This is a genomic window from Rhizobium sp. RHZ02, assembly GCF_014851575.1.
In the GTDB taxonomy this organism is placed as follows: Bacteria; Pseudomonadota; Alphaproteobacteria; order Rhizobiales; family Rhizobiaceae; genus Rhizobium; species Rhizobium altiplani.
Genome location: NZ_JACUZX010000002.1, coordinates 204,479 through 227,308, shown reverse-complemented (window position 1 = coordinate 227,308; position 22,830 = coordinate 204,479). Strand labels below are relative to the sequence as shown.

General features: G+C 60.3%; 24 protein-coding genes and 2 riboswitches. Of the genes, 13 read left to right on the top strand and 11 right to left on the bottom strand.

Translation table 11 applies throughout. The features are described from left to right. Window positions 1-189: 189 nt before the first annotated feature. From IB244_RS03925 to IB244_RS03910, 4 genes are all read right to left on the bottom strand, one after another. The gene (locus IB244_RS03925; RefSeq protein WP_113469701.1) at window positions 190-906 is read right to left on the bottom strand and encodes an ATP-binding cassette domain-containing protein; all 717 of its coding nucleotides are present in this window, start codon (window positions 904-906) and stop codon (window positions 190-192) included. Beyond that, a complete protein-coding gene (gene thiP / locus IB244_RS03920) occupies window positions 899-2,533 on the bottom strand; it encodes a thiamine/thiamine pyrophosphate ABC transporter permease ThiP (RefSeq protein WP_113469700.1) in 1,635 nt (544 codons plus the stop codon). Before thiP ends, IB244_RS03925 begins: the two co-directional genes overlap by 8 nt. Beyond that, window positions 2,533-3,561: a thiamine ABC transporter substrate binding subunit gene (thiB, locus tag IB244_RS03915; protein WP_113469699.1), complete on the bottom strand. Its 1,029-nt coding sequence runs from the start codon at window positions 3,559-3,561 to the stop codon at window positions 2,533-2,535. Before thiB ends, thiP begins: the two co-directional genes overlap by 1 nt. Before the next feature lie 44 nt (window positions 3,562-3,605). Then, window positions 3,606-3,716: riboswitch (TPP riboswitch) on the bottom strand. 59 nt (window positions 3,717-3,775) lie between these two features. Beyond that, window positions 3,776-5,308, bottom strand: a complete 1,533-nt coding sequence (locus IB244_RS03910; protein ID WP_113469698.1) for an MDR family MFS transporter — start codon at window positions 5,306-5,308, stop codon at window positions 3,776-3,778. A gap of 118 nt (window positions 5,309-5,426) precedes the next feature. On the opposite strand from IB244_RS03910, the gene IB244_RS03905 reads away from it, so the two are divergent. The 4 genes from IB244_RS03905 to IB244_RS03890 all read left to right on the top strand — a co-directional run bounded on the left by IB244_RS03905 (window position 5,427) and on the right by IB244_RS03890 (window position 9,241). Beyond that, on the top strand, window positions 5,427-5,957 hold the full coding sequence (locus tag IB244_RS03905) for a MarR family winged helix-turn-helix transcriptional regulator (protein WP_018855892.1): 531 nt from the start codon (window positions 5,427-5,429) through the stop codon (window positions 5,955-5,957). A gap of 48 nt (window positions 5,958-6,005) precedes the next feature. Further along, window positions 6,006-6,656 (top strand): thiamine diphosphokinase, encoded by a 651-nt coding sequence (locus IB244_RS03900; RefSeq protein ID WP_113469696.1) that lies wholly within the window; start codon window positions 6,006-6,008, stop codon window positions 6,654-6,656. Between the two features lie 3 nt (window positions 6,657-6,659). After that, window positions 6,660-8,486: an ABC-F family ATP-binding cassette domain-containing protein gene (locus IB244_RS03895; protein WP_018855894.1), complete on the top strand. Its 1,827-nt coding sequence runs from the start codon at window positions 6,660-6,662 to the stop codon at window positions 8,484-8,486. 194 nt (window positions 8,487-8,680) lie between these two features. Continuing rightward, window positions 8,681-9,241 (top strand): DUF5666 domain-containing protein, encoded by a 561-nt coding sequence (locus tag IB244_RS03890; RefSeq protein ID WP_245267918.1) that lies wholly within the window; start codon window positions 8,681-8,683, stop codon window positions 9,239-9,241. A gap of 4 nt (window positions 9,242-9,245) precedes the next feature. Here IB244_RS03890 and IB244_RS03885 read toward each other — a convergent pair whose 3' ends face one another. Beyond that, window positions 9,246-11,072: an ABC transporter ATP-binding protein/permease gene (locus IB244_RS03885; RefSeq protein ID WP_026371607.1), complete on the bottom strand. Its 1,827-nt coding sequence runs from the start codon at window positions 11,070-11,072 to the stop codon at window positions 9,246-9,248. 150 nt (window positions 11,073-11,222) lie between these two features. Continuing rightward, window positions 11,223-11,300, top strand: a riboswitch (SAM riboswitch). A gap of 35 nt (window positions 11,301-11,335) precedes the next feature. Here IB244_RS03885 and metA point away from each other — a divergent pair. The 8 genes from metA to IB244_RS03845 all read left to right on the top strand — a co-directional run bounded on the left by metA (window position 11,336) and on the right by IB244_RS03845 (window position 17,744). Further along, window positions 11,336-12,259 carry a homoserine O-succinyltransferase gene (gene metA / locus IB244_RS03880; protein WP_018855897.1) on the top strand — a complete coding sequence of 308 codons (924 nt, stop codon included), beginning with the start codon at window positions 11,336-11,338 and terminating at the stop codon, window positions 12,257-12,259. A gap of 125 nt (window positions 12,260-12,384) precedes the next feature. Continuing rightward, window positions 12,385-13,407, top strand: a complete 1,023-nt coding sequence (locus IB244_RS03875; protein ID WP_018855898.1) for an aldose epimerase family protein — start codon at window positions 12,385-12,387, stop codon at window positions 13,405-13,407. Window positions 13,408-13,519: 112 nt separating this feature from the next. Beyond that, on the top strand, window positions 13,520-14,293 hold the full coding sequence (locus IB244_RS03870) for a GntR family transcriptional regulator (protein WP_018855899.1): 774 nt from the start codon (window positions 13,520-13,522) through the stop codon (window positions 14,291-14,293). Next, the gene (locus IB244_RS03865; RefSeq protein ID WP_026371608.1) at window positions 14,290-15,321 is read left to right on the top strand and encodes an SIS domain-containing protein; all 1,032 of its coding nucleotides are present in this window, start codon (window positions 14,290-14,292) and stop codon (window positions 15,319-15,321) included. Before IB244_RS03870 ends, IB244_RS03865 begins: the two co-directional genes overlap by 4 nt. Beyond that, window positions 15,321-16,472, top strand: coding sequence for an N-acetylglucosamine-6-phosphate deacetylase (gene nagA / locus IB244_RS03860; RefSeq protein WP_113469693.1), 1,152 nt, complete (start codon window positions 15,321-15,323; stop codon window positions 16,470-16,472). The genes IB244_RS03865 and nagA overlap by 1 nt, the downstream gene beginning before the upstream one ends. A 14-nt stretch (window positions 16,473-16,486) precedes the next feature. Then, window positions 16,487-17,215 (top strand): SIS domain-containing protein, encoded by a 729-nt coding sequence (locus tag IB244_RS03855; protein WP_018855902.1) that lies wholly within the window; start codon window positions 16,487-16,489, stop codon window positions 17,213-17,215. 141 nt (window positions 17,216-17,356) lie between these two features. Continuing rightward, a complete protein-coding gene (locus IB244_RS03850) occupies window positions 17,357-17,503 on the top strand; it encodes a hypothetical protein (RefSeq protein ID WP_018855903.1) in 147 nt (48 codons plus the stop codon). An 88-nt stretch (window positions 17,504-17,591) separates the two neighbouring features. Continuing rightward, entirely contained in the window at window positions 17,592-17,744 is a 153-nt protein-coding gene (locus tag IB244_RS03845; protein WP_167354919.1) for a hypothetical protein, read from the top strand. Here the strand turns inward: IB244_RS03845 and IB244_RS03840 are convergent. Then, the gene (locus tag IB244_RS03840; RefSeq protein ID WP_018855905.1) at window positions 17,741-18,466 is read right to left on the bottom strand and encodes a beta-ketoacyl-ACP reductase; all 726 of its coding nucleotides are present in this window, start codon (window positions 18,464-18,466) and stop codon (window positions 17,741-17,743) included. The two genes, IB244_RS03845 and IB244_RS03840, sit on opposite strands and share 4 nt — an antisense overlap. Window positions 18,467-18,534: 68 nt before the next feature. Next, window positions 18,535-19,716, bottom strand: coding sequence for an acetyl-CoA C-acetyltransferase (locus IB244_RS03835; protein WP_018855906.1), 1,182 nt, complete (start codon window positions 19,714-19,716; stop codon window positions 18,535-18,537). A gap of 235 nt (window positions 19,717-19,951) precedes the next feature. On the opposite strand from IB244_RS03835, the gene phaR reads away from it, so the two are divergent. After that, the gene (gene phaR / locus IB244_RS03830) at window positions 19,952-20,524 is read left to right on the top strand and encodes a polyhydroxyalkanoate synthesis repressor PhaR (protein WP_018855907.1); all 573 of its coding nucleotides are present in this window, start codon (window positions 19,952-19,954) and stop codon (window positions 20,522-20,524) included. Between the two features lie 3 nt (window positions 20,525-20,527). Here the strand turns inward: phaR and IB244_RS03825 are convergent, their stop codons facing one another. From IB244_RS03825 to IB244_RS03810, 4 genes are all read right to left on the bottom strand, one after another. Then, window positions 20,528-20,932 (bottom strand): hypothetical protein, encoded by a 405-nt coding sequence (locus IB244_RS03825; RefSeq protein WP_018855908.1) that lies wholly within the window; start codon window positions 20,930-20,932, stop codon window positions 20,528-20,530. Window positions 20,933-21,078: 146 nt separating this feature from the next. Then, complete coding sequence (rpmF, locus tag IB244_RS03820; protein WP_016556742.1) at window positions 21,079-21,264, bottom strand: 50S ribosomal protein L32; 186 nt, start codon at window positions 21,262-21,264, stop codon at window positions 21,079-21,081. A 156-nt stretch (window positions 21,265-21,420) separates the two neighbouring features. Continuing rightward, window positions 21,421-22,068 carry a glutathione S-transferase family protein gene (locus IB244_RS03815; RefSeq protein ID WP_018855909.1) on the bottom strand — a complete coding sequence of 216 codons (648 nt, stop codon included), beginning with the start codon at window positions 22,066-22,068 and terminating at the stop codon, window positions 21,421-21,423. An 11-nt stretch (window positions 22,069-22,079) separates the two neighbouring features. Continuing rightward, window positions 22,080-22,799: a DUF1868 domain-containing protein gene (locus tag IB244_RS03810; RefSeq protein ID WP_113469692.1), complete on the bottom strand. Its 720-nt coding sequence runs from the start codon at window positions 22,797-22,799 to the stop codon at window positions 22,080-22,082. Between the last annotated feature and the right edge of the window lie 31 nt (window positions 22,800-22,830).

The window sequence follows — 22,830 nt, the reverse complement described above, 5'->3', positions numbered from 1 at the left end:
GCGTCCGTCCCCGCTCTTGCACTGCACAATCGGGGACACAAGTCTTTGCTGTAACTGATTTCCGCATCGGTTGCATAGCGAGACTCTAAGTAAATGTGGCGCCGTTGTATTTTAGCAAGCCTAACGTGCTTTGAGTTTCCTCGGTCGCCTCAAATTATGGCGAAAGTGCCGTTGCGACTGCCAGATTCGTCAACTGCGGAGAAATTGCGTCAATCCTGGATGGTCCGATCGGCCCAGAAATTCGTCAATTGGAGCCGCCACGACAATCCTGCCGTCTTCAAGGAAAAGACCGAAGTCTGCGATGCGTTTGACCTCGTCCGGATCGTGCGAGACGACGACGACGGTATTGCCGGTTTCACGATGCATGTCGAGCAGCAGCGCCGCCATTCCGTTTCGCAGACCGGGGTCGAGGGCCGCGAAGGGCTCGTCCAGCAGCAGCACCGGCCGGTTGCGAACAAGCGCGCGTGCAAAGGCTACCCGCTGCCGTTCCCCGCCGGAGAGCGTCCCTGGCATCCGCCGCTCGAAACCGGCGAGCCCCACCTTTTCAAGCGAAGACGAGATGGTTCGGCAATCTGCGGTCGTGAGTTTCAACGACGGGCTAATGCCAAGGCCGATGTTGGTAAAGATATCGAGGTGCGCGAACAGATTGTTGTCCTGGAAGACCAGGGAGACCGGCCGCTGCGCCGGGTAAACCTCGGTCACATCTTTTCCGGCGATCAGGATCCGCCCCTTGAGAGCCGTGTCGAAGCCGGCAAGCAGATTGAGGAAGGTTGACTTGCCGGCCCCGGACGTCCCCGTCACGGCAATCACGGCACCGGTGGGAAGCCGGCAATCAAACTGAAAATTCTGATTGCCGAGCTGAAGACCGACCTGCTGCATCTCGATCGCGAACTCAGGATCAACCATGGACGGCAACCTCTAGGCGCGCTGGGCCCATCGTACCGGCGATCGTGAGCAACAGGCAGACGACACCAAGGATCAACGCCAGCCCATCGGCATCGTTCGTCCGATAGCTGCCCATGCGGCTATAGACGAGCCATGGCAGGGTGACGAAGCTGTCCGAACCGAACAGCGCAACCGCGCCCAGATCGCCGAGCGACAGCGCCATCGCGAACGAAAATGCCGTAAGCATCGGCTTGAACAGTGCCGGCGTGTCGATGAGGCGCAGCCGTGCCCAACCTGTGACACCGAGGCTCGCCGCAAGCTTCTGCGTCCGATGCTTGTGGACGATGAAAGCCGGTTCAAGGACGCGCATCACAAAGGGCAGCGACATCAACGCGTTGATGGCGACAATCAGCACCGGAGCGACGGCGCTCACGTTACCGAGATTTCTCAAGGCAAGGAACCAGCCAGTCGCAAGGACGATTGGCGGCACGAGCAACACCAGCGACGACGCGCCGCCCAAGGCGGCAAAAAGAAACCTCCTGCCGAAGGCACCTGAACCCTGGAGAAGCGCCGCGCGGCGCGCGCTCACCAATGTCATCGAAATCAGCAAAGCGAGAGCAGCCGCCGAAATCGAAATAACCAGACTGGTCGCAGCCGATTGCCAGAAGATGGGCTCGCGCAAGAGCTTCATCAGATCGGACCGCAGGCCGGCCAGGACCACGGACATTAAAGGGAGCGCTAGAAACAGCGTGGCAAGCAGCAGGACGCCACCATCCACAAGCCGCGCGCCCGGCAGTCGCCCATCCGGACGCCTGACAGGCTTGCCAACTGTCATGCCCTCATCCTCCGGAGCGGGAAGAAGCGACAGCGCCCCGAGGATCATTGATGTAAGTACGATCTGAAGCAGGGAAAGCGTAACGGCCCGGCCAGGGTCGAAATCGAAGCGCAGGGACTGATAGATGGCAACCTCGACCGTCGTTGCCGCAGGGCCACCACCCAACATCAGCACAAGCGTGAAGCTCGTGGCGCACAGCATGAAAATCAGGCCGGCGATACCGGGGACGACCGAGCGCAGGACCGGCCATTCGATGAAGCGAAAAGTCGAGCCGGAGCGCATGCCCAAGCCACTCGCCATCAGCCAATATTCCGATGGCACACGGTCCAGTGCGGCCAGCATCAGGCGGGCCGCCAGTGGCATGTTGAAGAAGACATGTGCCAGCAGGATCCCCGAGAGCCCGTATATGCTGACCGGTTCCGCCAGGCCGAACTCAAGCAGCGCCGAGTTCATGATGCCCTGCCGCCCCCAGATACCAATCAATCCGAGCGCCCCAATCAGAACAGGAAGCCCCATCGGCACGGCCATCAGCCTGATAATCCAGATACGGCCGGGGAAATGCCGTTGACGCGCCAGGGCTTGCGCGACCGGAATGGCAAAAACGATGGAGAGCGCGGTGGAGAGCACGGCCTGCAACAGCGTGAAACACAATATCCGCAGGATGTACGGTTCAAACACGGTCGCAAGAATCGACGAACCGCCGCTCGAGAGAAGCAAAGCAAGGACCGCAAGGCCGACGAAAGCGATAATGCCGGCGAGGCTCGCGGCCCCGCCGAGCATCGCCCGTCGCATCTCGGCCTTGGTCAAAAGCATCAGTTCATGCTCATGGCAGCCAGCCACTCGTCGATCCAGGCTTTGCGATTCTCGGCAACTTCGTCCGAGCTCATCAGAAAGGTCTTTGACGGATTCACGAGCTTGCCGAACGCATCCGGCAGTGGTTGCGATGTCGCGGAAACCGGCATCATCCAGTTGTTGGTCGGAATGGTGTCCTGGAAGCCCGGGGTCACCATGAATTTCAGGAAATCGCGCGCAAGTTCCTTGTCAGGCGCATTCTTCAGCAGTCCGGCCACTTCGATCTGTATGTAATGGCCCTCTGAAAATGCAGCCGCCTGGTAGCGGTCCGTATTCTCCGCGACCATGTGATAGGCAGGCGACGTCGTGTAGGAAAGCACCATCGGTGCTTCCCCCTTGGTGAACAGCCCATAGGCCTCTGACCAACCGGGCGTTACCGTCAACACCCGCTTCTTGAGTTTTGCCCAGGCCTCCGGCGCCTTGTCGCCGTAGACGGATTTTACCCATAACAGGAGACCGAGCCCGGGCGTCGAGGTGCGTGGGTCCTCGATGACGATCTTCTGCGAAGGGTCACCTTCGACCAGATCCTTCATGCTTTGCGGAGGGTTCTTGATCGTCTGCGTGTCGTAGATGACAGCGAAGTGGCCATAGTCGTACGGCACGAATACATCGTCCTTGTAGCCGCCCGGCACCTTGAGCCCGCCGACATCGATGCCGCTCGCATCGAACAGGCCGGTCGCCTTCGCTTCCGTGGTCAGGTTGGTGTCCAGGCCAAGCACGACATCTGCCTTCGTGCCGGCGCCTTCGAGCTTAAGACGCGACAGCAGTGCCACACCATCCGCCACGCTGACGAAACTGACGTTGCAGCCGCAGGTCTTCTCGAACGCTTCCTTGACCTTCGGCCCCGGACCCCATTCGGATGTGAAGCTTTCATAGGTGTAGACGGTAAGCGTCTTGCCTGCCGCCTGTGCACCGGCGCCGGCCAGGCCGGTAGTCGCGATGAAGATCGTGGCAAGCAACGAACGGCTCGGGAATTTGAATTTGAACATGGCACCTCTCCTCTGGTTTGCTTGAAGGGGAAAAGGGCGGTGCCAGATGTCACGCGTCTAATCCCTCCGCCGGTGTTAGCCGGATCAGGTTCCGCGGGTTGGCTTTCAGCCTCTCAGCCGCGCGCCTTATGGCACGGGCACCCCGTTAGAGCGCTTGAGATGTATCGCCACGCTTGGCGTCTTGCAAGAGGCGGCCTTAGGCCGCCATCGGCATTTACTCGGCGGCTTCGGCCCTTGCCGCCGGCCGCACCTCTACCACGCGGGGCAACTGCGTCGGTTTCAGCATCAAGGCGGCACAAAGGCCGATGAGAGCGATCGCGCAGGATGCCATGAAAAGCGGCGTGAACGCGCTGGCATAGGCGTCGGCGACGGCTTGACGCGCCTGTTCCGGCAACGCCGCCAGCATCCTTGGCGTCAGTTGCTCGATATCGGTCACGCCGGGAATTGAGAGTCCGGTCTTGCCGAGCTGCGAGCCGATGATCGCGCCATAAATGGAGATGGCGATCGATGCGCCGCCCATGCGCGACAGCGTCACCGATCCCGTTGCGGCGCCGACGTCGCGCGCCGGAGCGGCATTCTGGACGCCGATGACCGGGACCTGCTGTGCAAGGCCGACGCCGAAGCCGTGGAGAGCCATCACCGCCCCGATCACCATGACCGGTGTTCCGACATGAACCTGAGTGAGCAGCGCAAACGCGATGGCACTGCAGGTCAGGCTTGCGATCGCGAAGGGCTTGTAGCGCCCGGTGATGGAGATGATGCGACCGGCCGACAGCGACCCGCAGACGATGCCGCCGGTCAGAAGAATGAAGAACGCTCCGGCCGCCGATGGCGAGAGGCCGGTCGTCGTCTGCAGGAACAACGCGAAATAATTGACCATGCCGATGCCGATCGCGCCGCTCATGATCGACATGATGAGCAACAGGCTGAATGTCGAATTGCGAAACAGTGACAGGGGAACGATCGGCTCGGCGGCGCGTCGCTCGACGAAGATCCAACCGATGGCCGCCGCTACACCGAGCGCCATGATCGCCAGGCTTTGAGGAGCAACAAGCGAGCCGAAAACCTGAGAGCCATCGGCGGCAAGAACGATGCTAGCCGTCGTCAAGGCGAGCAGCAGGGCGCCGGCGTAATCGATCTTCGGACGGCGGTTGGGCTTCCGGTAGGGCAGCATCAAGGCCAGACCGACAAGGACGACGAAACCGATCGGAACATTGACGAGGAAGATCGAGCGCCAGCCGAAGAGATCGCTCATTGCCCCGCCAAGGACGGGTCCGATAGCGCCCGACGCCATCAGAACGAGGCTGGAATAGCTCTGGTAACGCGCCCGTTCGCGCGGTTCGAAGAGGTCGGCGTTGACGGCGAAGATCGACACCATGATGCCGCCGCCGCCAAGCCCCTGCAGCACGCGGGCCGCAATCAGCGTGTTCATGGATACCGCCAGTCCGCAAACGGCGGAACCGACCGTGAAGATCATGATCGCGGCCATCATCACATACTTGCGGCCGAAGAGGTCACCGAGCTTGCCGTAAAGCGGCATCACCGCGCTCACGGCGAGAAGATAGGCGGAGCCGACCCAGCTGAACCGCTCGAGGTGGCCGAACTCGCCGACGATCGTCGGCAAAGCCGTTGCGACGATCTGGTTGTCGAGTGTCGCCATGAACATGGCTGCCATCAGGAAAAGGAAGAGGATGAACCGCCGGCGGTGATCCGTCACAAGCGGCGCTGCGGCAATTTGAGTATCCATGAAGCGTCGTTCCAAATTGGAGAGTGGCCATTTATGTGCTGTTAGCATATATTTGTCAACGTCACTTGATTGACATTGGCATATTCTCAATTGACGCCTGAGATGCTATGTTACCGCAATGAACGAGAGCTTGACGAATCCGACCGAGACTGACGCCGAGACGCATGAGCCGGACATCCTGCGCATTGGGCAAAGCATGACCCGTATGCGTCTCATGACCGGGCGGAGACTGATCGGTCGGCTCGCGATCCAAAGTGTCGCACCGGGCCTCGAGCTGTCACACCTCGACGTGCTGGACGCTGTGCGGCGTGCACAAGAGGCTGGCGACGTAACGGTTGGGACGATTGCCGAGATGATGCGGATCGACCCCTCGCGCGCAAGCCGCATCGTCGCGGAAATGGTGGGGCGGAATATTCTGCGGCGAAAGGCATCTCAGGCGGATGCGCGGCGGATCATCGTCGTGATGACGCCGCTCGGGCAGAGGTTGCTGTCGGAAATACGCGCGCAGAAGCTCGCATTCGTTTCCGAAGTGGTCAAAGACTGGAAGCCGGAAGAGATCGAGGCGTTCGGAGAGCTATTCGAGAAGTTCATTTCCGGCTTCGAAAGTGTTTTTGAGGCTCGCGTCAAGGATATCGCTGACGAAGCCTGAGCGGCGGCCCTTTCCCTTCCCCCCTGGTTTGCGCTATGGGCAGTGCCCATGAGCCAATCCACCTTCACCATTCTGCTTGGCGGCGAGTTGCAGATAACCGACCGCCTGCGACATGCCATGTCGGGCAGCCGTTTCATAGCCGCCGATGGTGGCATGCGTCATGCGGCAGCGCTCGGCGTCGTTCCGGAATTGTGGGTCGGCGATTTCGATTCCACGCCGGCGGATCTCGAAGCCGCTTTTCCTGACGTCCCCAGGCAACCTTATCCCGCTGCCAAGGCCTCAACCGACGGCGAGATTGCGGTTGCGGAAGCGGTCGCCCGCGGCGCGAAACGCCTCGTCTTGGCCGGCGCCCTTGCAGGCGAACGTTCCGATCATGCCATCCAGCACCTGCTCTATGCCGTCAGCCTGGCGGAGCAGGGTTATGACGTACTGCTCACGTCTGGCAGCGAAGAGGCTGTGCCGCTGATTTCAGGCGCAATCGAACTGGACCTGCCACCAGGCAGTCTCTTTTCGGTGCCTGGCTTCAGCGAACTTCGCGGCCTGACAATCGAAAACGCGCGCTACCCGCTTGCCGACTTCCATTTGCCCTTCGGCTCGTCACGCACCATTTCCAATGTCGCGAAAGGCAAAGTGCGCTTTTCGCTCGAGAGCGGCCGCGCCATTGTGCTCGCCCGCCCCTATGATCTTTCCGGAGTCTGATCTTTGGCGCCTCCCATTCTGAAACTCGACGACGTCTTTCTCAGCTTCGGCGGCACGCCATTGCTTGCCGGCGCCGCCCTGCAGGTGGAGCCCGGAGACAAGATCTGTCTCGTCGGCCGCAACGGCTCCGGGAAGTCGACGTTGCTGAAGATTGCTGCCGGTCTCGTCGAAGCACAGTCGGGAGAGGTCTTCCGCCACCCCTCCTCGACCGTGCGTTATCTCGAACAGGCTCCCGATTTCACCGGATTCAAGACGGTGCAGGCCTATGCCGAAGCCGGCCTCGGCCCGGGTGACGATCATTATCGCGTCACCTATCTCCTCTCGCATCTCGGCCTCACCGGTGAGGAAGATCCACAAAACCTCTCGGGCGGAGAAGCCCGCCGCGCTGCCCTCGCCCGCGTACTCGCGCCAGAACCCGACATCCTGCTGCTCGATGAGCCGACCAACCATCTCGACCTGCCGACCATCGAATGGCTGGAAGGCGAACTGCAGAAGAGCCGCAGTGCGCTCGTCCTGATCTCCCACGACCGCCGTTTCCTGGAGAAGGTTTCAACGGCAACAGTCTGGCTCGACCGCGGCGCATCGCGGCGGCTCGACAGGGGTTTTGCCCATTTCGAAGCCTGGCGTGACCAGGTTCTGGAGGCGGAAGAGCTCGAGCAGCACAAGCTCGGCAAGGCGATCGAGCGCGAAGAGCATTGGCTGCGCTACGGCGTCACGGCCCGGCGCAAGCGCAACATGCGCCGGCTTGGCGAACTGCAGACCATGCGTACTCAGTATCGCGGCCACAAAGGTCCGCAGGGCACCGTGCAGGCAACGGTTTCCGATGCGCAGGAGTCCGGCAAGCTCGTCATCGAGGCCGAGAAGATCACGAAGACCTTCGGCGACCGGCCGATCGTCGCTCCCTTTTCCATCCGCGTGCATCGCGGTGATTGCATCGGTCTCGTCGGCCCGAACGGCGCCGGCAAAACCACGCTGTTGAAGATGCTGACCGGGCAGCTCTTGCCGGACAGCGGCACGGTCAAGCTCGGGACCAATCTGGAAATCGCGACGCTGGATCAGAAGCGCGAAGACCTCAATCCGGAAGAGACGCTCGCCCATTACCTGACCGATGGCCGCGGCGAGAACCTCCTCGTCAACGGCGAGCAGCGGCACGTGACCGGCTATATGAAGGAGTTCCTGTTCCAGCCCGAGCAGGCACGCACGCCGATCAGGAACCTTTCAGGCGGCGAGCGCGCACGGCTGATGCTGGCCCGCATCATGTCGCGCCCGGCGAATCTGTTGATCCTCGACGAGCCGACCAACGACCTTGATATCGAGACGCTGGATCTGCTGCAGGAAATCGTCGCCGGCTTCCCCGGCACCGTGATTCTCGTCAGCCACGACCGCGATTTCCTCGACCGCACGGTGACGTCGACAATCGCGCCGGCTGTGCCGGATGCACCTGACGGTCGCTGGATCGAGTATGCCGGCGGCTATTCGGACATGCTGGCACAACGAAAGGGCGCTATCGACGAGCGACGGAAGGCCGAGAAGGCGGCGGAACGAGCGAAGCCGCAGGAGGCAGCCGCTTCCGCCGAAACGGCAAAAGGAAAAGGCAAGCTTTCCTACAAGCAGAAGTTCGCGCTCGAAAATCTTCCGAAGGAAATGGCCAAGGCGGAAGCCGAAATCGCCAAGCGCGAAGAGCGGATGGCAGATCCCAGCCTGTTCAGCAAAGACCCCACCACGTTCAATCGCCTAGCGGCCGAGATGGAGAAATTCCGCGACAGCCTGACGAAGATGGAGGAGGAATGGCTGGAGCTTGAGATGCTGCGGGAGGAGTTGGAGGGCTGAGACAGCACACCCTCCCATTCCGCCCCATCTGTTGCTGGGCAATCTGGCTTCACTTTTCATTGATTCGTCAGCCTTCGACCGGCGGGACTAAGCTGCGCCCCGTAGCCGCAGTTCGTACGACGGCAAGGATGCAGATCATGCCACACAATCTCAACGCATTGACCGGGCTCGTCTGGGCCGCGGGTTTCCTCACTATGGCGTCACACGGCGCGCTTGCCCAGGAGGCGCAACGCGTGCGCGGTGCGATCGAAAGCCTGAACGGCAACACGCTGGTGGTGAAAACGCGAGAGGGCACCGAGCAGACGGTAAAATTGAAGCCGGATTGGAAGGTCCGCGGCATCAGGAAGGCTTCCGTGGAAGACATCAAGCCAGGGGATTTCGTTGGCGTCGCCTCGTTGCCGAAAGCCGATGGCGGCGATGGTGCTCTCGAAGTGCTGATCTTTCCAGCAGCCATGAAAGGCACCGGAGAAGGCAGTCGCCCCTGGGACCTGAAGCCGAACAGCACGATGACCAACGCAACCGTGGCTAAGGCCGTCAAGGCAGTCGACGGCCACACCATCACGCTCACCTATCAGGGCAAGGAAAAGACGATATCCATTGCCGACGATACACCCATCGTTACCATCGCGCCTGCGGGAAAGAAGGATCTTGTCGCAGGAGCGCGCGTGATCGTAATGGGTGAAAAAGCTGCGGACGGCACTGTGTCCTCGGCGAATGTCACGGTCGGCACAAACGGCGCCGTACCGCCGATGTAAGTGATCAGAGTGCTGGTGCCGGCGCGTTCGGCGCCTTTGCCACGACCTTCATCTCAGGCTTCGCGTGCAGCGCTTCAAGATGCAGAACGCGTGGCTTGAAAGTCTCGACGTATGTGTCTGACCGACCGATGTAGATCATCGTTGCCTCAGGCATGGAAGCGAGGACCTGCATCATCGTCGATTGCCATTCCGGCTCCATGCCCTCCAGCACTTCGTCGAATACAATCCATTTCGGCCGCACGAGAAGCAGGCGAGCGAAACCGATCGCCCGCTGCTCGTCTGAGTCAAGCAGCTTGTCCCAGCGGGCTCGGGTATCAAGCCGGGAAACCAGATTTTGGAGACCTGCCTTTTCCAGCGCCGTAACGACATCGGCATTCTGATAGGCGTCCACGGGTTCCGGAAACGCCAATGCTTCGCGAAGGGTACCACCCGGAATGTAGGCCGATTGCGGGACGAAAAGCATGTCGTCCGTGGGCGGCAAGCCGATCTTGCCGCCGCCGCACGGCCAAAGCTCGGAAAGCGCAAGGAAGAGCAATTTGCGATTCACGTTGTGGTCGCCGTTGATCATGACCTTTTCGCCGGCCTTGATCGTCACCGCGCCTTCGTGCATGCGGAAACCACCGCACTGGTCGATGTCCTCACCGATCTTGGCGGCGATCCGGACATGCTCCAGCGTCAGGTTTCCGGAAGGGTTCCGTTCGTACTTGATCGTTCCCTTCATATTGATCTCGTCATTCATGCTGGTGAGCGCCTGCCGGAAATCGGTGACGCGCATCAGGGTGGCGCGCCATTCGGCGATGGGACCGAAATTCGCGACATACCAGCGAAGGGCCGTGTTGACCTGGTTGAAGGCGCCCACGGACACCATCAGCTGGCCAAACGTCAGGCCGCCGGAGAAGTAGGCGGGTGCGGCAACAATGATCGGGATGACAACGACGAGCCAACCGTAGCCGGCCGATACCCAGGTGAGGTTGACGTTGGCCATCGCCACCCGCTTGATGACGGCAAGCACCGCACTGATGTCGGTGTCGATACGTTTCTGCTCATTCTCCTCGCCGCGTGCCACGGTAATCGCCGGCATGTTCTCGTTGGCATGCATCAGCGCGAAGCGAAGCTCTGCTTCCTTCGAGAAACGATCCGCATTGAGCTTTACAAGCTTGCGGCCCACCAGTTGGCTGAGAATCGATGCGGACGCCGCATAAAAGATCGCAGCCCAAACCATATAGCCCGGAATGGAAAAGGAATGCGTGCCGAAACGGAAGATAAAGCCGCTTGAGAGATCCCACAGAACGCCGATGAAACTGATCAGCAGGATCGTCGCCTGCACCAGCCCGATCATCAGGCTCGTGGTGCTTTCCGCGAGGTTGCGGGCGTCTTCGTGCAAGCGCTGATCGGGATTGACGCCGATGAGGCCGCTGGCCGAAAGCCGAAGCGCACGCTTGCGCTGAAGCCACTGGTTGACAAGATCACGCGTCAGGCCTTCGCGCATGTAGACCGCGGTCATCTGATTGAGCCAGGCCTGCACGACGTTGAGCAGCAGCAGCATGCCGGCGATCAACGCGAAGACCTTCAACTGATGGAAGAAGCCGGGCAGATCACGCCGCGCGATGCTGTCGTAAAATGGCGCGTTCCACTGGTTGAGAATGACGGTGGCATAGGCGGTCGCAAGAATGATGGCGATCAGCGCAGTAGCGATCACCAAGACCCTTCCCCGCACGGGCGAATGCCAGAAAGCCGAGAACATGACCCTCAAGCGATAGCCCAGGCTCAGGTCGTATCCTACTCTGTCCTGCCCTTGAATGCTTGGCCTGCCTTTGAGGTCATCTGCCATTACGCGTCCCTAGTCGTCATTCTACTTCAATAAACGTGGTGATTCGCTGTGTCCACCAACAGATTCTAGCAACCTTTAACGTGTGAGTGACTTCGCATCGACCCCACTCTTCGTATGAGCAATTGATTCGGAGCCCGACTGGCGCTATTTAAGGCACTCCGTGGTGATTTGGCCGGCCGGCTTGCAGCCACGTTAAAGAAGTTGCTAAAGGGCCGCGTGCGGACCGATAGCGATATATTCGTTTCTGTGATCGAGTGACCGCAATGCCCATCAAGATCCCCGATACCTTGCCTGCGTTTGAAACCCTGGTTCAGGAAGGCGTACGCGTGATGACCGAGACGGCGGCAATCCGTCAGGACATCCGGCCGCTGCAGATCGGGCTTCTCAACCTCATGCCCAACAAGATCAAGACGGAATTGCAAATGGCCCGCCTGGTCGGCGCTTCGCCGCTGCAGGTGGAGCTTTCGCTCATCCGCGTGGGCAACCATAAAGCAAAGAACACCTCGGAAGACCATCTTCTCGCCTTCTACCAGACGTGGGAGGAAGTGAAGGACCGCAAGTTCGACGGCTTCATCACAACAGGCGCGCCGATCGAGACACTGCCCTACGAGGACGTGAACTATTGGGGTGAAATGCAGCAGATTTTCGACTGGACGGAAACCAACGTCCATTCGTCGATGAACGTCTGCTGGGGCGCGATGGCCGCGATCTATCATTTCCACGGCGTTCCGAAGTACGAACTCAAGGAGAAGGCCTTCGGTGTCTACCGACACCGGAATCTGAAGCCGTCGTCGGTCTACCTGAACGGTTTCTCCGACAATTTCGAAGTGCCCGTGTCGCGCTGGACCGAGGTTCGCCGCAGCGATATCGAAAAGTCACCAGACCTGGAGATCCTGATGGAATCCAGCGAAATGGGCGTCTGCCTGGTGCATGAACGCAAGGGCAAGCGGCTCTATATGTTCAATCATGTGGAGTACGATTCAACGTCGCTCTCGGACGAGTACTTCCGCGACGTGAATGCCGGCGTGCCGATCAAGATGCCGCACAACTATTTCCCGCACAACGATCCGTCGCTGGCGCCGCAAAATCGCTGGCGCAGCCACGCGCACCTGTTGTTCGGCAACTGGATCAACGAGATCTACCAGACGACACCTTACGATCTCAACGACATCGGCAAGGGCAACTGACAGAAGCCGATGCTAAGCGGCCGCGCCTAGTCTGACCGTGCTTCTTTTTTACGACACCCGTTGCGGTTTGCGGCAAATGGGGGCAGGTTCCCTGCCTCAATTAAAGATATATCTGGATGGTCGCTATGGCGGAAATGTTGAAACGGGAAGTTTTTGGGCAAACCCAGTCGGGCGAGACTGTCTTTCGTGTCGAGATCAAGGGTGGCGGGCTGACCGCCAAGATCATCACCTGGGGCGCCGTCATTCAGGATCTCCGCCTTGACGGTCACGATGCGCCGCTGCTGCTTGGCTTCGACGATTTTGACAGCTACCCCGCCCACTCCTCTTATTTTGGAGCGACGCCTGGGCGCTGCGCAAACCGCATCGGCGGCGGCAAGTTCACCTTGGATGGCAAGAACTATCAACTCGATCTCAACGAGAAGGGCGTTACCCATCTTCACGGCGGCAAGGACAACATCGCCAAGCGGAACTGGACAATCGTCGAGCATGATGCCGACCGCGTCGTGTTGAAGATCGTCGATCCCGACGGTCGCGGCGGCTATCCGGGCAACTGCACCATCCAGGCGACGTACCGGGTACACGGCAACGGCGAATTTTCCGTGACCTACGAATCGACGAGCGATCAACCGACGATCGCTAACGTCTGCCAGCATGCCTATTTCAACCTCGACGGCCGCGACGATGCGCTCGGCCACGACATCATGATTGCAGCCGACGGCTACCTCGTGACGAATGAGTTGCAGATCCCGACCGGAGAGGTACGGCCCGTCGCCGGAACGGTTTTCGACTTCCGCGAGATGTCGCCCATGAAGCGGTTCGACGGTAGTGAACAGGCGCTCTACGATCACAATTTCTGCCTCTCCACCGAACGCACCGCAAAGCGCTCCGTCGCGCTTGCCCGCAGCCTGAACTCAGGCGTTTCGCTGGAAGTTCGCACCACGGAGCCCGGCGTACAGTTCTACGCCGGCTTCAAACTCGACGTGCCTGTGCCAGGCCTCGATGGACGCAAGTATGGTCCCTTCGCCGGCTTCTGCCTGGAAACACAGATCTGGCCGGATGCGATCAACCACGAGGGCTTCCCCGATGCCGTTTTGCGCCCGGGTGAAGTGTTGCGTCAGGAAACGGATTACATTTTCTCGAAGAGCTAACGCTCTCGCCTTGTTCTCGAATGAGCCAACCCTCGCAGGCTTCCTGCGGGGGTTTTTTTTGCGCGTCATTTCTTGCTTGCGATTGGTTCTAAATAGGTTCTATTATTGCGAGATGGATAGAACCAGTCTGATAGCGGAACTGAACAGCCGTGGCCTGCGCGACGAGGCGTTGACCGGGCCGCTTTACAAGCGGCTGGCACAGGCGCTGACCGGTTTGATCCAGGAAGGGTTGCTGAAGCCCGGAACGGCGCTCCCCGGCGAGCGCGATCTGGCCGAAGCCTTGAAGGTCGGGCGTGTCACCGTTCGGACCGCCTATCGCGACCTGATGAATTCAGGCACGCTCGAGTCGCGGCACGGAAGCGGCACCTTCGTTTCCGCCAAGGTCGAGCGAATGGAACAGTCGCTGTGGCGGCTCTCGTCGTTTTCTGCCGACATGCGCTCGCGCGGCCGCGCTCCGGCCGCAAGGATCTTGTCTCGGACGGTCAACACGCCATCTCCGGAAGAGGCGTTCCTGCTTGGCCTTGGGCTTGATGAACCGGTTCTTCGCCTCGATCGTCTGCGCCTTGCCGACGGGCTGCCGCTTGCCATCGAACGCGCTGTCGTGCCGATAAAGTTTCTCGGCGAAGGCGGTGGCGGCGAGGGATCTCTTTATGAAGCGCTCGCGGCGAACGGCCACCGCCCGGTCCGAGCGCTGCAGAGATTGACGGCGGTCACACTCGATCCGTCGTCGGCCGCTGCGCTTAACGTGAATGCCGGCGCGCCCGCACTGCTGATCGAACGTGTGTCGCGTCTGGAGGACCAGCGTGTCGTTGAATACACCCGCTCCCACTATCGTGGTGATGCATATGATTTTGTTGCGGAATTGAGAATCGGAGATGACCTATGAGTGAAAGCCCGTCGCTAATGTTGCAGGAAGCCGGCCAGTCGCCGGAGGTCGTCGCAACGCTGCTGCAGAAAGAAAGGCCCGTCCTCGACGAAATTGCAAAGCTGTTTGCATCGGGCGCTCCGAGCGTCGTGACGACCGCGGCGCGCGGCTCTTCGGACCACGCCGCGACCTTCTTCAAATACCTGTTCGAGATCACCTGTGGCGTGCCAGTCGCATCGGTTGGCCCTTCGATCGCCTCGGTCTACAGCGCATCGCTGCATCTGAAGGGTGGCATCCACTTCACAGTGTCGCAATCCGGCGCGAGCCCCGACATCGTTGCCTTGCAGGATGCGGCAAAACGCGGCGGCGCAACGACGATCGCTGTCGTCAACGTCACCGATAGTCCGCTTGCCAAGCAGGCCGACATCGTTCTCGGGCTCAATGCGGGCGCCGAAAAGAGCGTAGCTGCGACCAAGTCCTTCATTGCCTCGGTCGCCGCGCTTTCCGGTGTCACGGCCGCCATCAGCGGCAAGCGCGATCTGCATGCCTCCCTGGAAAAGCTGCCCGATGCCCTCCAGGCAACCAGCGGCATCGATACGAAGGCCGCAGAGGACGTCCTATTCAACGCCAGCTCACTCTACACCGCTGGTCGCGGTCCTGCCTTCGCCATCGCCCTTGAGGCAGCCTTGAAAGCCAAGGAGACGGCAGGCCTGCATGCAGAAGCCTTCTCCCTTGCCGAGCTGATGCATGGTCCGATGCGCCTTGTTCAGCCAGGCTTCCCGATCGTCGCCTTCACGCCGGATGATCCGGCCTTCGGCAATAACGTGCAGGCTCTGGAGCGACTGCAAAAGCTGGGCGCCACCACCGTGCCGTTCTCGGCCAAGCCGGTTTCCGGCATCAATGTCCAGGTGCCCACGACCGGCAGCGGATTGCTCGATCCCCTTGTTTCGCTGCTCGTCTACTACCGCCTGATCGAGTCGGTCACCCGTCGGAAAGGATTCGACCCCGACAAGCCGGCCAACCTGCTCAAGGTCACGGAGACGATGTGATGGTTCGCAAGATCTTCTCCGGCGCGCGGATCTTCGACGGTCAGCGCTTCCACGACGACAAGGCGCTCATTGTCTCGAACGGCCGTGTCGAGGCGATTGCGGCGGCAGGCGACCTTCCTGACGGTGAGCACACGCGCTTTGAAGGCGGCGTGCTTTCCGCAGGTTTCATCGATGCGCAAGTGAACGGCGGTGGCGGCCGGATGCTCAACGACGAGCCGTCGCCAGCCTCCATGTACATGATTGCTGAAGGTCATCGCCCTTACGGAACGACTGCATTGCTGCCGACGCTGATCACCGATACCGCGGACGCGACAGCAGCAGCAATCGAGGCAGCCAAGGAAGCCGTCAAGTCGAACCGCGGCGTGGCGGGTCTGCACCTCGAGGGCCCGCATCTGGCGCCTGCCCGCAAGGGAGCACACCTTGCCGAGCTCATGCGCCCGGTCGAAGACAGGGACGTGAAGGCGTTCATTGTGGCCAAGGAGGCGATCGGCACGCTGCTGGTAACGATGGCGGCCGAACAGGTCACGTCGAAACAGGTGCGCGAACTCAGCGAAGCCGGCGTCACCGTCAGCATCGGTCATTCCGATTGCTCCAGCGAGGCGGCAGAGGTACGGTTCGATGCCGGCGCACGTGGCGTCACCCATCTTTTCAACGCCATGAGCCAGCTTGGCCACCGGGCGCCCGGTCTGGTCGGTGCGGCCATCGATCACCCCTCGGTCTGGTGCGGCATCATCGCCGACGGCCATCATGTCGATCCGAAGGCGCTTCGAACCGCGCTTCGTGCCAAGCGGGGCGAGGGCAAGCTCTTTTTCGTCACCGACGCGATGTCGCTGGTTGGATCGGAGCAAGACTCTTTCACGTTGAACGGTCGTACGGTTCGGCGCGAAAGGGGCGGGTTCTGCTCGAAGCTGGTTCTTTCGGACGGCACGCTCGCGGGCTCCGATGTCGATATGGCGTCCACCATCCGCTACGGGATTACCTATCTGGAACTGACTCTCGCCGAGGCCCTTCGCATGGCGACGCTCTACCCGGCGCGCTTCCTGCGCCTTGACGACCGCGGCCACCTGTCACCGGGCGCCCGGGCCGACCTGGTGCATCTCACCGACGCCCTGGAGGTCACACGGACCTTCATCAGCGGTGAAGCCGCCTAGAAAGCGAGGATGTGATGACCGCGATCACCGATGCTTATTTCTCCAATCTGATTGGCCGGCTCGAGGCCTTGAAGACGGAACTCGCCGAGCCCATGGCTTTGGCGGCCAGAGCGATCCTGGAAGCCGCCCACAACGACAAGCGGGTCTATGTGTTCGGCACCGGGCACTCGCATATGCTGGCGGAAGAGCTCCACTATCGAGCAGGCGGCCTCGCCTTGACGATCCCGGTCCTCGTCGGCTCCGCAATGCTGCACGAAGGCGCCGTAATCAGTTCCGTTTACGAGCGTACGCAAGGATTGGTGCGGCCGGTACTGGAGCGCTATGGGATGCAGCCCGGCGACGTCATCATCATCGCATCGAACTCCGGCGTGAATGCAGCGCCGATCGAAGCTGCCGATTATGGCCACGAAATCGGCGCCAAGGTGATCGCCATCACGTCGGTCTCCTATTCGAGTGCGATTGCAAACGGCCGGCGGCGGCTGGCCGACATCGCCGATATCGTACTGGACAACGGTCTTCCCCCTGGCGATGCCGTGATAGCGCTCCCGGGCACGGAGCTAAAAGTCGGGCCGGTTTCCACGGCGATCGGTGCAACGGTCCTCAACGCGATCTTCGCAGAGGTTGCTTCGGAGCTGGCGAAGAGCGGCGACGCACCGATCTATCTCAGCGCCAACATGCCGGGCGCGGCAGCGGTGAACCAGCGGCTGGTGTCAAAATACCGACCGCGCAATCCGCACCTCTAGGAGAGCGCGGCGCCCGATTGTCAACGCCACGCCGACAGTCGGTCGCCAAAGTTCAATCTACCGGACCGTGCGAGTGAGGCGCATATTTCTTTCAAGAACAGCGGCAAGCTACGTCCCGCCGACTTGGAAAGGAACGGTCCCATGACGCAGATTATCTTGAATTCCGCGGTCGCCATCCTGATTGCGGCTGCATTCGTGACAACGGCCGCTGCCGCTCTTCGCGGCGAAGATCGCGCAATGCAAAAGGTGCCGGTCAGGGCTAAGGCAAGGCGTCACCCAAAGGGCTGAAAGACAGCCTAATAATTCCTCAGATCCGCCCCAATATCGACACCGGTTTGAACGACCAATGGGCCGTGGGGAATTCGGAGTGCAGGGCATGACCAGAATTATCGGCGCAGCCGCAATATTGACGATCGCCATGGCGACCTATGCGGCATACTTGAATCCGTACGATACGCGCAGCCAGCAAGGCCGCTATTCGCAGCAGATCGAGAGCCACGATAACGGCCTTACAGCCTCCATCCGCTAAACGAACAACTGGCCGCCATTGGCGCTGAGCGTCGATCCGGTAATGAAACCCGCATCATCGGAAACCAGGAAGACGACGCAGCGGGCAACCTCTTCAGGCTCGCCCAAGCGGCCGACCGGAATCTGCGGAATAATCCGTTCATTGAGGACTTTCTCGGGAACTGCGAGAACCATTTCCGTCCCGATATAGCCCGGGCAGATCGCATTCACGGTGATGTTCTTGGCTGCACCCTCCTGCGCAAGTGCCTTGGTGAAGCCGAGGTCGCCGGCCTTGGCCGCCGAATAGTTCGCCTGCCCCATCTGCCCCTTCTGGCCGTTGATCGAAGAGATGTTGACAATCCGCCCGTAGCTTCGGTCGCGCATGCCACCCCAGACCTGGTGCGTCATGTTGAAGAGTCCGGTGAGGTTGGTGTTGACGACCTCGTGCCACTGTTGCGGCGTCATCTTGTGGAACATTGCGTCCCGGGTGATCCCGGCGTTGTTGACAAGGACGTCGACCGGACCCAGTTCAGCCTCTACCTTCGCGATGCCCTCACCGCATGATGCATAGTCGGAAACATCCCATTTGAAGACGGGAATGCCTGTCCTGCTGTGAAAGGCGTTCGCCTTCTCGTCGTTGCCCGCGTAGTTGGCGGCAACTGCATAGCCTGCATTCTTCAGTGCGACGGAAATCGCGGCGCCAATGCCGCGGGTACCACCAGTGACAACAGCCACCCTGCTCATGTTCAGCTCCCTCATTTGAAGGCCCCGCTATCCTGCGGGGCTCAGGTTATGGTTGGATTGCCTGCTGTTCAAAGAGCTTCAAAGCACATCGCGACGCCCATGCCGCCACCGATGCACAACGTCGCCAATCCCTTCTTGGCGCCACGGCGCTTCATCTCGAAGAGGAGCGTGTTGAGCACCCGCGCGCCGGACGCGCCGATTGGGTGACCGATCGCGATCGCGCCACCGTTGACGTTGACGATCGAAGGATCCCAGCCGAGGTCCTTGTTGACCGCGCATGCTTGCGCGGCAAAGGCTTCGTTTGCTTCGACCAGATCGAGATCGCCGACAGACCAACCCGCCTTTTCCAGCGCCTTGCGCGACGCTGGGATCGGTCCGGTTCCCATGACCTGCGGATCAACGCCTGCCGTAGCCCAGGAAACAATGCGGACGAGCGGCTGGATACCACGACGGGAGGCCTCAGCTTCAGTCATAAGCACGGCTGCAGCAGCGCCATCATTCAGGCCGGAGGCATTCGCCGCGGTCACCGTGCCTTCCTTGTCGAAGGCAGGACGCAGCTTGGCCATCGATTCGAACGTCGCACCATGACGGATGTACTCGTCGGCATCGACAGTGACGTCGCCCTTTCGTGTCTGGATAACGTACGGAATGATTTCATCGGCGAAGCGACCCGCCTTTTGCGCGGCTTCCGCCTTGTTCTGCGACGCGACGGCAAAGCGGTCCTGCTCCTCGCGGGAGAGCTGCCACTGGCGGGCAATGTTCTCGGCGGTGATGCCCATGTGATAGCCGTAGAAGGCGTCCGTCAGGCCGTCCTTGATCATGGTGTCGACCATCTTCATGTCGCCCATTTTGACGCCGCCGCGCAGATGCGCAGCATGCGGCGCCATCGACATCGACTCCTGACCGCCGGCGACGATGATCTTTGCGTCACCGAGCGCGATCTGCTGCATGCCGAGCGCCACCGCCCGAAGACCGGAGCCACAGAGCTGGTTGACGCCCCATGCCGTCGCCTCCTTGGGAACGCCCGCCTTCATGGCGGCCTGGCGGGCCGGGTTCTGGCCTTCGCCAGCCGGAAGAACTTGGCCGAGAATGACTTCATCGACTTCGCTGGCATCGACGCCTGCACGCTCCAGCGCACCTTTGACCGCGGCCGCACCCAGTTCATGGGCCGGAACGGTGGCGAACGCGCCATTAAATGAGCCAACGGCTGTGCGGCCTGCACTAGCGATGACGATGGATGAACTCGACATGACGATCTCCTGTTAACTCCATCAGATACAGAGGAAACTGACAAAGCTTCAGCGCCAAGTCAAACGACAAGACGCTAACATTCAATTTTAGGCACTGCTTACGCTGGGGCAAATTATCTCTGCTGCAAAAGGGGTTGCCGCATCGCACAAAGAGATTGTCACTGGGCTTCGTTTGCGTCTACATTCCTCCGTGGAGGAATTTCCATAACAATCAGACGGGCTTCGGGAGACTGATATGGCGAAGAATGACGGGCAGATCGTAATCAAGAAATACGCCAATCGCCGCCTCTACAACACAGGCACCAGCACTTACGTAACGTTGGAAGACCTGGCGGAGATGGTAAAGAAGGGGGAGGATTTTACGGTCCAGGATGCAAAAAGCGGGGACGACATTACCCACTCGGTACTGACACAAATCATTTTCGAACAGGAATCCAAGACGGGCAACACGCTCCTGCCGATCTCGTTCCTCCGCCAGCTGATTACCTATTACGGCGACCAGATGCAGATGGTCGTTCCGAGCTTCCTGGAACACTCCATGCGCGCCTTTACCGAACAGCAGGCGCAGATGCGCGAGCAGGTCACGCGCGCTTTCGGCGAAACGCCGATCGGCAAGAACCTGCAACTGCCGATGCAGCTGGTCGAAGACCAGGTCCGTCGCAATACCGAGATGTTCCAGCAGGCCATGCAGATGTTTTCACCGTTCATGACGCCGCCGGCCAAGGAGAGCCGCAAGGCGGAAGCAAAGGACATCGACGAGCTGAAGGAACAGCTGCGCGCCCTTCAGAACAAACTCGATAGTCTCTAAGCGTCAGAGCCCGATCGAAACATCGCGCCTGGCGGTGCGAATAGATACGGCAAAGCCGCCAATCACATCGATCAACACAATCGTCATCAGGATGAAGAAAACCTGGGTGGCCGCATCCTGGACGAGGAGAAACTCGACCAGGAAGGCAATAAAGACGAGCATCGACAATATGTGATTGGTAAGGCTGCCGTCATTGCGGGTCGCCTTCAGTATTTCGAAGAACAGAACCGCAAGCGCGATGACGATGAAGAGGTCGCCGAGCGACATGCTCCACATGGCCCCCGAAATCATCGACAAAACGATGACATCGTTTTCGAGCGATGGAAGCCCGCCGCCGCCCATCAAGCCCAGCATCGACATATTGTAGAGAATGAACGGAATAACCATCAGCGGCACAGCATTGAACATGTGGCAAATCTCCCCCAGCGAGAGAATAGTGCCGTAAATCGCCGCGTGACTTCAAGCCATCCAAAGAATGTATTTGTCGTCGGAAAAAGCAAAAGGCCGGCACATGGCCGACCTCGCAAGTCTTACTCAGACAGAGCGCAAATGTATTATGCGCTTTCCTTCGGCGTCAGAACCTGACGGCCGCGATACATACCGGTCTTCAGATCGATATGGTGCGGACGGCGCAGTTCGCCGGAGTTCTTGTCTTCAACGTAGGTCGCAGCCTTCAGCGCGTCGGCAGAGCGGCGCATACCGCGCTTGGACGGGCTCGTTTTTCTCTTCGGTACAGCCATTTCTCTTACTCCACTTCACGGGCAAACACATCCTACGGCCAGACTGGCGGCCGAAACGACGTATCGCGATTTCGGAAATTTTGCGCGCTTATACATGCCTTGAGGGGGCTTGACCAGTCCCCAAGCTTATTTTTTGAGATTCCTGCGATTCAAGGGTCAGACCTCGTCTTCCTCGACAATCCAGGGCTCGGATCGCGCCGCCTCTTCCCACTTTTTCCAGGCGGGATGCGCCTTGATGGCTGCAATATAACTGAGCGTGTCGCCGGCAGATACCAGGTCGTATACATCGAAACGACTGACAACTGGCGCGAACATCGCGTCGGCGCCTGAAAAACCGCCAAAAAGGAACGGCCCGCCGGAGTGGGCGCGCAGGTCGCGCCAGATCGTCTCGATGCGGGCGACATCGGCCATGACCCCATCAGCAAGCGCGATCTTGCCCTTCGGCCGCCGGATATTCATCGGGCAGGCGTTCCGCAGGGCTCCGAAACCCGCAAGCATTTCCATGGAAACAGCGCGCGCGACCGCTCGCTTCCCACGCTCCCTTGGCCATAGCCCGGCTTCCGGGAAGAGCTCGGCAACATATTCGATGATCGCCAGTGACTGCCAGACACGAACCTCGCCGTGCAGAAGCACAGGAACCTGCCCCGTTGGCGAGAACTCCCTGAAGCGAGGATTGCCGGCGGGAAAATCGAAGGGAACCAGCACCTCCTCGAAGGGAATGCCGGCGGCCGTCATGGCGATCCATGGCCGAAGCGACCAGGACGAATAGTTCTTGTTGCCGATATAGAGCGTGAGCTTGTCCATGAAATCTCCCTTTACGCTGCAGGCGCGAACACAAGCCGCTCCTCGAAATGGTTCATATCGTCGAAAGAGCAGAAGGCCGGAGGCTTCAATTCTATCACCGGAGCGGTTTCGCGCAGTGTGGCAAGCGCGCCATCGAGCATCGCCTGCCATGCCCGGAGCGCCGCTTCCGGCAGCCTTGCGATCGGATAGCAGAATGTGACGTGGAACGCATAGGTGTCATGATCCGGGTGCCGGTAGCCGAACACAGGGGCGAACGCGTCCCGCCAGTCCTTCATGATCCGCCGGTCCGCTGCGGTAGTGCCGTCCACCGTAAGTCCGACCGGCGTGACCTCGGTGACTTCAACCTCAAACGGGCCCGGTGGCTCGTAGGATTGCAGCCGATCCAGAAAGATCTCGCTCATGCGCTCGATCCCGGTATCAAGCGCCACGTCCTCCGGCCAGTAAGGCGGCGTGCGGCGATACTCGATAATACCCTGAAACAGGGTCATGTGCAGGCTGGAGATCGGCGTGAAGGCGAACTGCGAAGCTTCCGGCATCGCCAGAAACGTCTCACGCGCTTCAACGATCGCCCGCTGCGAGCGCGATCCCTCGACCAGATGACAGACTACCGTATTGCCGGGCTCGCGCAGAAACGTCCCAGTTGCGTCGTAGCGGGTCCCGAGATGCCTCGGCGGGACAGGATTATGAATGGCGGAATAGGTCAGAAGGCTGGGCGAAAGGGCAGAAATCATCGCTGGTAATCCGGTCTTTGATGGAGGGATT

Coding starts and splice junctions, on each gene's coding strand:
- IB244_RS03840 (WP_018855905.1), bottom strand. CDS start 18,466: ATGAGCAGGGTGGCTGTTGTCACTGGTGGTACCCGCGGCATTGGCGCC.
- metA (WP_018855897.1), top strand. CDS start 11,336: ATGCCCATCAAGATCCCCGATACCTTGCCTGCGTTTGAAACCCTGGTT.
- IB244_RS03875 (WP_018855898.1), top strand. CDS start 12,385: ATGGCGGAAATGTTGAAACGGGAAGTTTTTGGGCAAACCCAGTCGGGC.
- thiP (WP_113469700.1), bottom strand. CDS start 2,533: ATGCTTTTGACCAAGGCCGAGATGCGACGGGCGATGCTCGGCGGGGCC.
- IB244_RS03835 (WP_018855906.1), bottom strand. CDS start 19,716: ATGTCGAGTTCATCCATCGTCATCGCTAGTGCAGGCCGCACAGCCGTT.
- IB244_RS03825 (WP_018855908.1), bottom strand. CDS start 20,932: ATGTTCAATGCTGTGCCGCTGATGGTTATTCCGTTCATTCTCTACAAT.
- IB244_RS03850 (WP_018855903.1), top strand. CDS start 17,357: ATGACGCAGATTATCTTGAATTCCGCGGTCGCCATCCTGATTGCGGCT.
- IB244_RS03910 (WP_113469698.1), bottom strand. CDS start 5,308: ATGGATACTCAAATTGCCGCAGCGCCGCTTGTGACGGATCACCGCCGG.
- IB244_RS03900 (WP_113469696.1), top strand. CDS start 6,006: ATGAGCCAATCCACCTTCACCATTCTGCTTGGCGGCGAGTTGCAGATA.
- IB244_RS03925 (WP_113469701.1), bottom strand. CDS start 906: ATGGTTGATCCTGAGTTCGCGATCGAGATGCAGCAGGTCGGTCTTCAG.
- nagA (WP_113469693.1), top strand. CDS start 15,321: ATGGTTCGCAAGATCTTCTCCGGCGCGCGGATCTTCGACGGTCAGCGC.
- IB244_RS03890 (WP_245267918.1), top strand. CDS start 8,681: ATGGCGTCACACGGCGCGCTTGCCCAGGAGGCGCAACGCGTGCGCGGT.
- IB244_RS03885 (WP_026371607.1), bottom strand. CDS start 11,072: ATGGCAGATGACCTCAAAGGCAGGCCAAGCATTCAAGGGCAGGACAGA.
- IB244_RS03815 (WP_018855909.1), bottom strand. CDS start 22,068: ATGGACAAGCTCACGCTCTATATCGGCAACAAGAACTATTCGTCCTGG.
- rpmF (WP_016556742.1), bottom strand. CDS start 21,264: ATGGCTGTACCGAAGAGAAAAACGAGCCCGTCCAAGCGCGGTATGCGC.
- IB244_RS03855 (WP_018855902.1), top strand. CDS start 16,487: ATGACCGCGATCACCGATGCTTATTTCTCCAATCTGATTGGCCGGCTC.
- thiB (WP_113469699.1), bottom strand. CDS start 3,561: ATGTTCAAATTCAAATTCCCGAGCCGTTCGTTGCTTGCCACGATCTTC.
- IB244_RS03865 (WP_026371608.1), top strand. CDS start 14,290: ATGAGTGAAAGCCCGTCGCTAATGTTGCAGGAAGCCGGCCAGTCGCCG.
- IB244_RS03810 (WP_113469692.1), bottom strand. CDS start 22,799: ATGATTTCTGCCCTTTCGCCCAGCCTTCTGACCTATTCCGCCATTCAT.
- IB244_RS03905 (WP_018855892.1), top strand. CDS start 5,427: ATGAACGAGAGCTTGACGAATCCGACCGAGACTGACGCCGAGACGCAT.
- phaR (WP_018855907.1), top strand. CDS start 19,952: ATGGCGAAGAATGACGGGCAGATCGTAATCAAGAAATACGCCAATCGC.
- IB244_RS03870 (WP_018855899.1), top strand. CDS start 13,520: ATGGATAGAACCAGTCTGATAGCGGAACTGAACAGCCGTGGCCTGCGC.
- IB244_RS03845 (WP_167354919.1), top strand. CDS start 17,592: ATGACCAGAATTATCGGCGCAGCCGCAATATTGACGATCGCCATGGCG.